This window comes from Entomomonas sp. E2T0 (assembly GCF_025985425.1).
Classification (GTDB): domain Bacteria; phylum Pseudomonadota; class Gammaproteobacteria; order Pseudomonadales; family Pseudomonadaceae; genus Entomomonas.
On record NZ_CP094972.1, the window covers coordinates 2,786,877 to 2,801,225 of the forward strand.

Consider the following 14,349-nt stretch of genomic DNA (forward strand, 5'->3'; position numbering starts at 1 on the left):
ACTAGCCAAGCTCGTACTTCCATACTTTGCAAGTATTTGACCACTATTAAAAATAGCCATTTTTTATAATCTCCACTGGTTAATCATTAATAAACTTGGAGATACCTTTCGATTATCTAAGGCTTGTTTGATCATTTTTATATCAGGTTCAAAATACTCTAAAGTGGTTTTGATATTAGTATGTCCCATTAAGTCTTTGACTGAATACAGATTACGATCAGGATCTTTCATTAGGTCTGTTTCTAATGTATGTCTAAATCGATGATGCGTAACTCTTATACCTACTTTTTTAGAGATAAAGTCAAATACATTGAATACTCTGTTAAGAGTTATTTCTTCTGTTAGTTTTTTTAGTTTTTAAGTTATAGCGTTAACACACAATTTACTATTTCCAAAAAAGCAATGGTATATCCTGTAGTAGATAACTATATTAAGCTTATTTATTCATTAATAAGTTAAATACTTTTATATCATTTAACACATTAAGAACTGATTGCTTAATCACCCAATGACTATAACTAGGTAACCAGATGCTTAAACCTGTTTACACTCATATTAACACTAAAGATGAACAACCATCAGAACAAATAGCTATAGCGATTGATCATCAAGACACAACTAATACTTTAGGCTCTAATGTGTCTATTACCTCTCCCCTTACTCATTATGAAGAAAGAGCTTTACTCTTAGCTCACATAATGGCATCACAATCTAAACCATCTACTCGATATCCATCTATTACATTGTTGATCAACAATCTAGCCACAGTAGTTCTCAATGAGTTATCTGATTCTTTAGGAGTATATCATCCCCAATTATTTGAGCTTTATCAGCAGTTTCCATCACTCTCTCAAGATTTACAAGAGCTTCTTAATCCAAATACTTCGTTAGATGAAAGACTTAAGCTAGCCAACCATTTGTTATTCACTATCGGTATAGAGGATCAAAGAAATATTATTGAGTTAGTAAAACTGATTGTTCAACTCAATCTTTCTGTCAATCAATTAATACAAAATCACTCTGATTTAGAAGCTATACAAATCCTGATTATACAAATACAGTCTCTGTTCCACTCCAAGATCATTTATAATTCATTTGATTCTCAAGTGTTGAATATAGTTATTAATGCTATTACCACGATTCAACAATTAATTACTGCCGTTCAAGCTTTTCAACAACTACCTAATAATGCTAATTATACCGACTACTTTAATGTGTTAACAGGGATTGGAGTTATAGAACCCATTGTCAGTTATGTTCAGCAGATAATGGCGGTTGTTATTGAGCAATATAAAAGTGCTACTGTGTTATATAGTGATCTTAAAGCACTCTATTATGATTCAACATTATCTTTGACTGAAAAGACTAATAAGATCATCAGCATATTAGAATCTAACAGTATAACTAAAGACATCTCGAAGGAGTCTCTTGCTACTTCTATTAACTATTTAAAGTTAGCTTTAAGTATTTATGATAAAACTCAACACTTTTTGGAGGCAATTAAAAACTTTGAGGGTAATCAGAGGATATTTAAAGAGATTAATGAGTTAGTTCTTCAAGTAAAAGATATTGCAACGCAGATAAATTATTTGGATATGCTTGGTGAACATCCTCACTTTGAAGCGTTGCAGTATGGATTAGATCAGGTTCAATTGAGCATAGGAATTGCAAAATCACTAGAGGAACTTGAACCTGATACCAGCTATCAACAGTACTTCTCCAGCTTAGTCAATCACCCTCATTTAGAAGAGGTTATTGCTGAGTCAGCACAACCTCTTCTAAAGCTTACTCAAACCCTCAATCATTATTGGTTACAAGCCAAAGATATTGCTCAATTTAAAAGTCATCCTGAATTCAATAAACTACAAAGCTATTTTAATCGTTATCCTGCTGAAGCGGATAGTAATAAAAAACTCGCTTGGTTAGCAGAAGGGTTTAATCAAGGGTGGGTGGTTAATTTAATAGCTCCTTATTTACCCCCTCAAATTACAACTCAGTTAGAAAGAGCTTATGCTTTTCAAACAGCAATCAAGGATTTTCCTGTTCAGGATTCTTTTTTAAAACAAACCCTTTGGGCATTGGATAAGTTAGGTACACGTAAACTTGGTGAAATAACTTCAGGGGTTGGGGTTGATGAGGCTTCATTAGATTTACTGTATGTATTATTAAAAGCTTATGATAGTCAGTCAGGTTATAAAAGTGTTATTAGTAAGTTATTAGAAACTGTGCTCTCTAATCAACGTATACAACAGCAGTTAATTGAAACGCTTTTTCCAAATCAAATAGGACAATATGCAAACCTTGCTACAGGCTTGGTTCAAGAAACCATAAAGCTCTACAAGCAAGATATATTTGCTCAAAGTTGGCGTGGGATATTTAATGCCTTTTTTGAGGTAGTCATTAAGCAAGCTAAACAAAATTCTCTTACTAAAGATATTGTAGATATTATTGAGAACATTCAAACATTAGGCACAAATATTTGGGAAAGAGATTGGAAAGGAAGTTTTTTAGTTGCTTTTAATTGGAATAGTTAAGACCTGATCGTACAATTTTCTTGCAAAAGAGAGAGTTACCCGTTTTGATAAAGGTGTTGAAACTTTAATCAGAACAAAAGGAGTAACTCTCATGTTACATACTAACAATCCAATCATTAAACATAAAGTAGGTCTTTTAAACTTAGCAGAAGAACTACAAAACGTATCCAAAGCCTGTAAAGTAATGGGGGTATCAAGAGATACCTTTTATCGCTACCAAGAACTTGTAGAGCAAGGTGATATCGATTCGCTTATTTCAAAAAGTAGACGAGTACCTAATCTAAAAAATAGAGTGGATGAAACAACAGAGCAATCAGTAGTATCTTATGCTGTAGAGTATCCTGCCTATGGTCAACACAGAGCTAGTAACGAGTTAAGAAAGCAAGGTATATTTGTTTCAGGTGGCGGTGTTCGTTCTATTTGGCTTAGGTATAACTTAGAGAATTTTAAAAAACGTCTTAAAGCATTAGAAGAAAAAGTAGCTACTGAAGGTATTATTCTCAACGATCAACAAATAGCTGCTTTAGAAAAGAAAAAGCACGATGATGAAGCGAGTGGTGAGATAGAAACTGCTCATCCTGGTTATTTAGGTTGCCAAGACACCTTTTATGTAGGTAACTTAAAGGGTGTAGGTAGAATTTACCAACAAACCTTTATCGACTCCTACTCAAAGGTAGTTCATTGTAAGCTATACACCACTAAAACACCGATTACCGCAGCGGATATACTTAATGATAAGGTATTACCTTTCTATAATAGTCATGAACTGCCTATGTTGAGAATACTCACTGATAGAGGCACAGAGTATTGTGGAAAGGTAGAACACCATGATTATCAGCTCTATTTAGCGATCAATGATATTGATCACACTAAAACTAAAGCCATGTCACCGCAGACTAATGGTATTTGTGAAAGATTCCATAAGACTGTATCACAAGAGTTTTACCAAATTACCTTTAGGAAAAAGCTTTATAATCATCTAGAGGAACTGCAAAAAGATCTGGACGAATGGCTAGATTACTACAATAATAACCGAACTCATCAAGGTAAAATATGCTGTGGAAGAACTCCTATGGAAACATTACTTGATGGAAAACTGATCTGGTTAGAAAAGAATTTAGACCAGATCTAACCTAACAGACACCTTTTTAAAATGGGTTACTGTACGATCTGGTCGTGACTACTACATATTACATATAAGGCTTTTTTGTTTCTGTAATTTAATTTTATACATGTAAATATAACTGCTAACATGTATATTATACTCTTATTTTTTTACCAATCTTACATATTGGTAAGCATCTTGGTTAGAAAATGCATCTACAGTTTTCTTTGGTGTACTTGATAACACTTTTTCAGCAACCTTTTGAGATGGTATGTTTGATATGCCAACTATAGCTTCAATATATATTTCGTTTATATACTCTGGCATTTTGTCTGTTAAATCAGAAATGCTTTGTTCAAGAATTAACTTAGCAATTCCCTGATTTCTAAAATCTTCTGCAACAGCATAAGAAACTCCTACACAGGTTGTATATCCAATTGGTTCCATATGCAAATAAATAGCAATTGCTTTGACTTTTAAATCTTTTTCAATAAAAGCATAAGTCATTCTTGAATTTCCATCTGCATCATCTAACATCATATATAGGTTTGGGTACTTCTCAGAAGGAAATAGCTCAATTTTATTTTCTAGCAAAGCTTCTTGAAATTGAATAAGAATTGCATTAACGTCAATCATATCTGGCATAAATTACTCCTTTGAATTAGTCCTTTTTTAAATCATTCATATGATAATTATTTTACCTGAATTCTTAATTTAACAAATGATAAATTACAAATGTGTATTAATATTATTTCTTTTAAATGAATGAGCATTAAACCTAACCACTCCCCATATTTGAGAATCACGATCTGTAAACTCTATAACTGGCAGATTAGGCGAAGTTAAATATACTTGATCTTCTTTGTATACAACTTTTCTTAAAGATATTTCATCTATTTGGAATGCCAGCTCTTACAGTCTAGCTAGCCAGTGGAATAAACTTATTATCTTTAGATAATGAGCCTAAAAAATCTAATTCGTAACTTGTCATTAAACTACTTAATATAATGAATATTACTCATGCTAGCATTTGATTTTTATGCTTAACAACAACAAAAAACATCAAATATTTTTCTCAAAACTCGCTCTGAAAGCCTTGCAAATACGTTTGCAAAATGTTGTTATTTTTGTAAATTTTGCCTAACAAAAAAGAGCAAATTACATTATTTATCAATTAGTTATAGTGATTAGACAGGTTATCTCTTAATCAATTGGTCATAGGTTCGAGCCCTATACGACCCACCAATTACACCAATGCTTTCAGCTATATTTTTAATCCTCTCAAAATCCCACAAAATTAGTATTGTCCCACACTAATGTTTATAAAGCCTGCTATTTTGTCCATTTTTTAATCAATTCTAACTCACTTGAAGATAACTTTATACTAGGCAAAAAAAGAAAATTATATAAAAATATTTTTTGGCATACTACTTGAATTATTCGGTATAGCAAGTTTAAGATTGGTTGATCTTTCCACTGTGTAACATCATCCAGGTGGAGAAATTGAAGCTATGCTATTACTTGTGGGCGTAGCGGGAATATTCGTAGCCGTAATCTGTAGTTAGGTATTTGGCAAATCAGTAGGTTTAACACTAAAAAAGATGATAGCAAAGAGTAAGGTGTCATTTAATTATTGGCCCTTTGCTCCACCTCTTTTATTAAATGTAAATTTGAACTAATAGACTTCAAGTCATTAGAGAAATAAATACTTTATCAATCAATATTCTTAAAAATCAAAAAACTATAATTTCATTTGAGCAGAACAATACTATTGTCTTATATCTCATCTAAAACAATACTAATAGTCTAAAAAAGCAATACTTACTGATGTATAAAAATACGTAAAAAGTCATGGAGAATTTTATGAAAAATATAATAAAAATATTATTAACAAGTTTTATAGTTTTAACATTATCAAACGGAATGGTAAAAGCTAACGAATACGATGGCTTATATCATTTATATCATCAAGAAATTGTTACAAGAATGGATGGTCATCAGGTATGGAGTTGCTTATATCTTAAAAAATGGATTGAAAATAATGAATATAAAGAAGACCGCGTAGAGGCTCAATTCCCACTTATTTTAAGCTGTCCAGCTATACTTCCAATATAACTTCAGTAAAAGTATGGTTGAGAGAGTAAACAACCATACTTTAAAAATATTATTTTAATTGTTTACTAGCTTCCACACTACATTTAATTTCTAGCATTTAGTTTTTATGCCGAACAATAATAATACTTTCCTCTAATACACTATAATCGTAATTAAATAAGATGATCTATAAGTATTTTAAGGATATTTGTTTATGGAACGATTTCTATTTTCTCTATTATTATGTTCTGCTTCATTAGTATATACGGATAACTTGCAAACCAGCAGTTAGAGAACATCCTGCCTCATAAGATAATATATTCCAAATTTACGCACCTGAATAAACTTTTTTTGCACCGCAAGCAGAAAGCGTTACATTTAGCGAAGGACTACAATTTATATTCTATAACAATAAAACTAAATACATAGTCTATCTGTCAGCTATAGAGATCGCCTCAACTGAAGACTATATAAATGCATTAGGATTAGAAAACGTATCAAAAGATGATAAAGAAATCCTAAAAATTAGAGATATACATAATATCAATTGCAACGTTACTCAAATAAAACTCTTAATCACTTATAAGAGCAAGGTTTTTATTATAAATGAAGCTAATGATAAACCTTTAAGAGTGTTGATTATTGATGAAAAAGGTAAACGTGTTGATTTCATTAAAATCAAAGGACTCACTATTCACTATAGAGCAAGTGGATTCAATGATGAGCACTTATCAATCAAGGAGAGGCTAATAATGGATATGCTAACAAAAAAAGATTTAAGAAAAATACTTGTAAAATAGTATGGAGACCAAACAAAGGGCTGGAAAATAAGTGAAGACTTAATACTTAAAGTAGCAGAGGTTATTGAAAAATCTGGAGAGTGCAGAGCTGTGTTACTCTAATAACCAACAATGTACGCTTCTCCTTATATCAGCATTAACAGCTTAGGAAGCTAGTTTACATTAACTATTAAGAACAACTCTCTTCTACAAGATTCATAGAAGAGAGTTGTTTAATTACGCTAAGTTAAGGAGCAAAACCAAAACCACCTTGTGACCCTATTAAACTAGCACCACAAGATGTTTTCATATTAGTTAGTGTAATAGGTACTTGAGTAAAGCCCATACCACCAGCCCCCTCTATAACTGAATAGACTCCTTGGCAGTCAGGACAAGGACAATATACCTTATCACCAATGCCAACAGATGGAATACCATTAAAGTCACACCCAGCAAAAGCACTAATTACTCTGCCACCATGATCTGTAATATCACCTAAAGACAGAATTGTCTGAATTATTTTAACCAGTAAACCAACTATTACAATAATAATCGCCAATACCACCATTACTACTACAATAGTTAACACTGTTTTAATTACTTTAGCTGTAGCCAGCAAAGCAGTTGCGGCTAATAATGGTAATCCAGCCGTTGCTGCAACTGTAATTGCAGCTGCTGATGCAGCAGCTACGGAAATACCCAGTTGAGCTGCTACGGCTGTCACTGTCAATGTATTACTCGCTACCAATGGCGCTATTGCTGAAGAAACTGTAGCTGCAGTTGTTGTACCTAACTGAGCTGCGATAGCTGCTACTAATTCTGTTGGCATGATTTATTCCCCTTCTATAACTAAACTCTTTAATAAGGCTATTGAAATCTCTTAGTTCAAACCTGTTATAAATTACTTAATATCATGATTTACAGCTTTTTTTATTTAATAAAATGCCTATTATGATGTTTACTATTAACACATTCCATAATGCTTTACCCATAAAATAATTTGCATTAACAACACCTAGCACCCTACCAAAAACACATCCTGTAGTACATAAAATATCCAATTAACATCTACTGGGCCTCCTATTCTTTCAAAATCATAATTTAGGCCTAATATTTCATCTTTAAAGCTTAAAGATGAAATATTTGAAGAAAACGTTGTTCCTGCTACTTACTACTGTTAATCATCAATAACAGCTCTTTTGTATCAATCTCCTTAGTATACTGAGCAAACTTACCTTCTTTAGTTTGGTAGTTCACAATAATCTTATGTGTAAAAATATTAATCTTTATGTTCTGTGAAACTAATACATAATGAGGTGCATAAGTTACATTATCTTTTTTCCAATCCGCTTTCTCCTTTTCAAAGAACTGAATAATATCTTCTGTCATAACAAATGGGCGCTGTTCGATTCGTTTACCCGCTTCATATAATTCATACTGAAAATTATTCTGTAGTAACTGAATAGGAAACTCAGCCTGACAAAAAAATAAACAACCTAATACACTAACTAAAATATTTTGCATAACTATATACCAGTCCCTCTACGAGCTTGAATCATGTTAACAATATGATGATACTGCTGTGCTGAGTAGTCTCTACAACTATAAGTAAGCACATTGTATTTTGCCCTATTTCCAACCTGCTCTTCCATATAATCAATTATTAGCTGATCTTCTTCTGGTGTAGTAGCAAAAGTACTTACTACTTTAGTTGCAGGATCCCAATCCTCATAAACAACTCCCGATCCTTTACCACCCCTAGCTGGCTGACCAGAACCAGAAGAGCCAGAGGGCCTTGATGATCCAGAGGATCCTAGTACTCCACCACTATTACTAGCTGAGGATTTAGCATTAGCATCATCTACACCAAAACTAATTGCTTTTTGTAAGGTGTTTGTTGTTGGATCAAAAACTTCAACTTTTCTATGCCAGCCACCTACAGCATTTGTATTAACTAAACGAATATCTAATCCATATGGATCCACATAATTAATAGAGTTACTTGGATAAATATAAGTATTTAATCCTCCCTTAAATCCAATTGGGTCATGAGTCACATAACGCCCTAACTCTGGCAGGTAATATCTATTACTATTATAGTATAGCCCAGATTCTTCATCTTCAAATTGACCTTGGAAGCGAATAGGTTGGTCGATATGTCCCACTATATTTTTTACTGCTTTCCAATCATCTGCTTCAGCGCTCCAAAGTTCTTCACCCGTACTACTGGTTAATTTAAGTGGTGTACCTAAGTGATCGGTATGATAGAAAGCAATTTGTAAGTTTTCAGGCTTAAATACTAAATCCATCGGTAACTCTAAGTTGGCCTCTTCAAACTGTCTACGGCATTGACGTATTTCAATGGGCACTTCCATTTCATCATGTTCAATACTCAATAGTGGTACAAAGGTATTAGGTTGGTACACAATGGTACGTTCCCTATTATTCTTAGTTTCTGAGCACAATGTATCACCCAACCAACCATAACGGATTGTATTTTTTTGCTGGCCGTTATCAATGACTTTACGGATTCGTCTTGAGAAGGCATCGTAGGTGTACTCTGTGTGTAGTATTTCTGCTGTACCACTGCGGGTTAGTTTAATTAGACGGTTAAGTGCATCGTATTTCATATCTAACCGTGTCCCATCTGCACGTTGTATGCGGCTTAGGTTTCCTGCATTATCGTATTGGTACTGATTACCATTGAGTTCGGTAATTTGGTTAGTTGCCCATACGGCTTTTGCAGCCTTGACTTTTTTACCCTTAACTTTCTCAGCTGTCACAGAACGTTGATGAAGTTTTTGCGCCAATAATTCTGGGTTTAGAATTGCTAGTAGCTCATCCCCCTCATCCTCCACCACCGTTTTTTGCTTGGTGGTTAGTAGTCGTGGCCCATCTACAGGGAGATAACGATTCCCTGCAGGGTCAAAGTGGTAGTTAAAGGCTTGATCATTATGTTGGCTACCCACTAAACGGCCTGAGTCATCATACTGATACTGAATGTTTGGCAATAGGTTATCAGCAATTTGTTTAAGTTGGCCTAGTTGGTCGTATTGATATTGGCGTTGCCATTGGTTAGCGCCCATCATCACTGTTGTATCTGCTAGTTGACCTAATGGGTTGTAGTTAGTATGGGCTTCAAATAATGGCTCTTTTGCTCCCGTTACCATTGCCTTACGCACAATTTCTCGGTGTAGTTGGTCGCGCTCAAAGAGCACTTCCACCTGATCAACCATGAGTCCATGTAAATGGCCTGGCCCATAGCGCATCCAAGAAACAGCAGGGGCATTGTTATAGGCTGTTTTTTCAAGGTTACTCATAATATCAAAAGTTTGATCCACCTGATAATACCAGTTATCGTCTAGGTGAGTTTGTGATTCACGCACCAAACGCCCAGCTCGGTCATAATCATAAACAACCGATACGGCTAAGTTAATAGCTGAAGCTAATAAGCCATCTTTACGCCAGATGAAATGCTCAGTTAACACCCCATGTACATCTGTAGCTGGTAGCTGGCGTTCAGTTACACGCCCCATAGGATCGTATTTATAGTTGATCTTACGACCTAAACTATCGGTTACTGCTACCATTTCATCAGCTACGTTGTATTGGTATTGTTTTACTGTGCCATCAAAGTCTTTTTCTTGCACTAGCCGATCTAGTACATCGTACTCAAAACTAGCCACAGCCTCATTTTCGTTAATTACTTGAACTACACGGCCTGCTTTGTCATAGCTGTATTTAACTTCAAGCCCAGCAGGGTCAATGGTTTTAATCACACGGCTAAAGCGGTCATACTCCATACGTGTTTTCAATTTTTTAGGATCAATCACAGCAATAACACGGTCTAAGATATCATATTGGTATTCAATCTGCTTTCCATCAGCCATTTTTACTTTGGTTAAACGGTCTTTATTATCATACTCATAGCTGATTTTTTCACCCTGTGCATTGGTTTCACTAAGTAAGCGACCATTGGCATCATAATCTTTTTGTAGCATATTGTTACTACAATCGGTATAGTTCTTTAACTGACCTACTTCATTCCATTCTAATTTTTTCACTCCATCTTTAGCATCAATAATCTGTGTCGGATTATTTGGCAATGTAGGATTATCATATTGATACTTAGTCACTGCTCCTGTAGGTTCAGTAATAGAAATTAGATTACCTTGTTTATCATACACCATTTGAGTAAACTGCCCTTCTGGAGCGATAATTTCCAAAGGCTTTCCAGTTTTTTGATCTAACTTATAAGTCCACTGTCCACCATCAGGCATAGTCATACCAATTAATCGACCTTTCTCATCTAACTGGTTTAATTTCTTGCGACCTAATGGGTCTACAGTAGCTACAAGGCGTCCCAATCGATCATACTCATACTCAATACGACTACCATCTGCACGCTCATAGGCAGTCCAACGTTGTAAACCACCTGTACCATTAAAATAGTAACGCTCTATACGATCAAGACTATCTTTCACTTCTGTGTGATTATCTTGATAAGTATAGTAATAAATTAAGCCATCTTCCTCTGCTTGTTCAATTACCTTACCTTGAGGATTATAATGGTTCCACTTATAGCGGATAGTGCGACCTGTTGGTTGGCTTAATTTAGTCATCATATGACTTTCCCACTCAAAGCTTACAACTAACTCACGATCCTTGTTATAAACTTGTTCTAAGTCACCCTCTTCATTAAAACTGTAATGTACTAACCAAGTAATATCTAATGTTTCGCTATTAATTTGTAAAGGAACATCTTCTAATTTAGTCACATCTTTTAATAAGCCTACACTGTGTAAACGGTGCCCTGTATCGTGCTCAACAGCAGTAGGGTATTGTGTATAAAAGAAAATATAAATAGCATTTGCACTGTCTTGTACAGCATATAAATGACCAAATTCATTCCAACGATAAAGTGTTTTATGTCCATTTTTATACAATTCTTGCTGTAAACGCCATTTCCCAGCAATTTGTTTTATTACAGATACATTACCTTCCTTCATTAAAAAGTAAGCCGTACTATCCTCTCTTAGCTCTTCTGGTACTACATGCCACATTTCATCCCATACCAATACAATATCAGATGTACCACCACGACGAATCCAGAACTGTTCTGAAGCAGAATATAAACCTTGACCTGGCTGAAGTGCACTAAAATGAATACGACGACCTACTGTATCAATCACAATCGTACTATTATCATAAACTTCCAATCCAATGTTCTCACCCGTAATTGACCAGCCTTGACCTAAGCTACTACAACGGCCATCTCTTGAATTATAACTACGACTAAATACAAAAGGAGTAGGTGCTGGCTGTGAAAAATCTACCTTAGCAGGTAATACTTTAGCACCTAAAATAGGGTTAACAGGGCCTCCCACTAAAGGAGAATTAGGACACATGCAATCACTCATACCCTCAGCTTCATTTAATAAGGGTTCAGGTATAACAATTTTGGGTGAATTAATTGGTACTGCTTGGCCAAATTCATTACCTGCTACACTTTGATAATAATTTGGAGGTGTCACTCCCATTAAACTAATAGGTGGTCTAGGTACTGCTGGGGTACCCACACCGGGTACGCCAATACCTAAATGTACTGCGGGGCTACTACTTATTCCACTACCATCAATTTTTAGAAAATTACCACCAGCTTGTAAAGTAATTTCTGCGCCTGCATCTATCACTACTTTACTACCTGCTTGAAAATGAATTTCATTTCCAGCCATAGCTAAATAATTAACCGCTGCACGCATATGTAAGGTTTGATCAGTAATCACCGAGAAATCTAAATTAGATTGTACTCGACGCTCCCTATTTACAAATAAGTTATCGTCTCCAACAATATGATGCATTCGATTATTAGTAACTTCTAGTATTTCATTATTACGAATTTGTGTAGATTTGGTGTTTAATACCTCAACATTTATATTATTAAGTACGCGTGTATTCTGATCCACCTTTACTTCTGTATTCATTACATTAAATACTTGAGTATTTAAATTATTATGCACTTTTACTGTTTTATCATGTAAAACCTCAGTTCTCATATCATTAAGCACTTTGGTATTCATATCTTTTTGTGCATGAATATAAATTTCTTCTTGGTCTTTTTTATCCTCTATGCGTAACTCATTAGACCCATTGCCTCCTTTAGAACTATTGGTCTTAAACACTGTACGCGTTTTATTTGCTGGCAATTCATAAGGTACTTTATTAACACCATTATGAATTGCCCCTGTAATTAGTGGATTATCGGGATCTCCCTCTAAAAAATCAACTTTAACCTCCATACCGATGCGAGGTATAACAACACTTCCGTAGCCATTATGAGCCCAATTGCTTGCTACACGAATCCAATGTGAGCTATTTTCATCATAAGTACCCTCACGATCCCAATGAAATTGTACTTTAACACGACCATAATCATCACAATAAATTTCTTCATTTTTTGGTCCAGTCACAATGGCTGTTTGAACACCAAAAACTTTAGGTTTTAGATGTAAGCTTTTAGGTCTATGGACAACCATATGTGGTGTAGCTACTAAACAATTACGGTAGCCTTGACTGAAATTATCAAAAGGGAAGTGTAATTCTTCTGCTATTGGATATTTAAAATATTTATTTAATTGTGTAGGTACAAGGCCAGCCGCTGACACTTCTCCACCTAACGCTTCTAGTACTTGAGGCTGTCTAGCTTGGTGCTTAATTTGCTTAATCAACCAAGGTTGTTCTGCATCTAAACTATCTAAAACTGGATATTCTTCTACAGTTACAAAATAACCGGCATGTAAATCAGGTACATCTGAGTAAGCTTCTGCTTGTATGTGATCCACTCTTAACCGTTCTATCTGTATCTCTGCATAACGTTGTGCTTGTTGTTGGTTTGAATGATATTGAGGATAATCATAATATTCAAGCTCAGCCTCAACTGCTTGATTAGCTTTCTCATTTAATATCCCTTTTGCACTACCCTCAGGAATTTTCATATTTTCAAAATTATAATTACGGTAACAGCTCGAAGTTGTTGCACTAGCTAAATTAACATCAAACTTCTTAAATACAGGATCATCTGCCACCATTCCTGTATCACTGGCATATCTTACAGTGTTAGCAATAGATGGGAAAAATGGTTGCGAATCAGTAAATACTAGCTGATGACTGTCTTGACTAAACTCATAGTGTTGAGCAATACCCTCTTCTTCACAGAGACGATGAATAAAGTGTGCATCACTTTCATCATACTGAACGCAGAAATCCCTTGGTATATAAACTTCTTGATCTTTAAATTTAAACTCAAAACCGTTTTTATCTGATTGCTGTAAACTATACTCATTCAAAATAACGGTAATAATTTCTGGCACTGTTTTACCCACAAAAGTGCGTTGATTAACCCGCTTATATAAATGTGTAAACCGAGGGGCTAGTATCACAGTATATTGTGCATAGTGTCCTCCCACAGGCCCTCTTTTTACAGAATGAATAATTCCATGAATTCCTTTGTTTTCTTTAGCAAAAGACAGATAAGCTGGCTTACTTAATAATTTTGTAATATCGTAACGAATATGCTTATTGACTAGGGTAATTTCGAAGGCATACTCAGCATCTATTGATTCAATACCATCAAAGCCAAGCACTTGTAAACCCGTATTAGTTAGCCCTTCAATTTCAAGTGCACAAATAGTTTCATTAGCATTATGAAACATAATGATACTCCTTTCACTCAAATAGTTTTATTATTCCCTTTATACATTTTATTTCTCCCTGCGAAACAATATAAAACTATTTTTTCACATAAATATTAGACTTTAGTATTAGGGCATTAACTAAA

8 protein-coding genes are annotated in these 14,349 nt (G+C 34.5%); 3 read left to right on the top strand and 5 right to left on the bottom strand.

The window, feature by feature from the left end:
* Positions 1–63: 63 nt before the first annotated feature.
* Positions 64–333, bottom strand: a complete 270-nt coding sequence (locus tag MTZ49_RS13410; protein ID WP_264747890.1) for a tyrosine-type recombinase/integrase — start codon at positions 331–333, stop codon at positions 64–66.
* Positions 334–530: 197 nt separating this feature from the next.
* Here MTZ49_RS13410 and MTZ49_RS13415 point away from each other — a divergent pair, with 197 nt between their 5' ends.
* Entirely contained in the window at positions 531–2,534 is a 2,004-nt protein-coding gene (locus tag MTZ49_RS13415) for a hypothetical protein (RefSeq protein ID WP_264745960.1), read from the top strand.
* A gap of 91 nt (positions 2,535–2,625) precedes the next feature.
* Entirely contained in the window at positions 2,626–3,666 is a 1,041-nt protein-coding gene (locus MTZ49_RS13420; protein ID WP_264745663.1) for an IS481 family transposase, read from the top strand.
* Positions 3,667–3,801: 135 nt separating this feature from the next.
* On the opposite strand, the gene MTZ49_RS13425 is transcribed toward MTZ49_RS13420, so the two are convergent.
* Positions 3,802–4,284 carry a GNAT family N-acetyltransferase gene (locus MTZ49_RS13425; protein WP_264745961.1) on the bottom strand — a complete coding sequence of 161 codons (483 nt, stop codon included), beginning with the start codon at positions 4,282–4,284 and terminating at the stop codon, positions 3,802–3,804.
* Between the two features lie 1,218 nt (positions 4,285–5,502).
* Between MTZ49_RS13425 and MTZ49_RS13430 the strand changes: the two genes are divergently transcribed.
* On the top strand, positions 5,503–5,754 hold the full coding sequence (locus tag MTZ49_RS13430) for a hypothetical protein (RefSeq protein WP_264745962.1): 252 nt from the start codon (positions 5,503–5,505) through the stop codon (positions 5,752–5,754).
* 1,005 nt (positions 5,755–6,759) lie between these two features.
* On the opposite strand, the gene MTZ49_RS13435 is transcribed toward MTZ49_RS13430, so the two are convergent.
* The 3 genes from MTZ49_RS13435 to tssI all read right to left on the bottom strand — a co-directional run bounded on the left by MTZ49_RS13435 (position 6,760) and on the right by tssI (position 14,224).
* On the bottom strand, positions 6,760–7,341 hold the full coding sequence (locus MTZ49_RS13435; RefSeq protein ID WP_264745963.1) for a PAAR domain-containing protein: 582 nt from the start codon (positions 7,339–7,341) through the stop codon (positions 6,760–6,762).
* A gap of 335 nt (positions 7,342–7,676) precedes the next feature.
* Entirely contained in the window at positions 7,677–8,036 is a 360-nt protein-coding gene (locus tag MTZ49_RS13440) for a hypothetical protein (RefSeq protein ID WP_264745964.1), read from the bottom strand.
* A 2-nt stretch (positions 8,037–8,038) separates the two neighbouring features.
* Positions 8,039–14,224 carry a type VI secretion system tip protein TssI/VgrG gene (gene tssI / locus MTZ49_RS13445; RefSeq protein ID WP_264745965.1) on the bottom strand — a complete coding sequence of 2,062 codons (6,186 nt, stop codon included), beginning with the start codon at positions 14,222–14,224 and terminating at the stop codon, positions 8,039–8,041.
* Positions 14,225–14,349 lie beyond the last annotated feature (125 nt).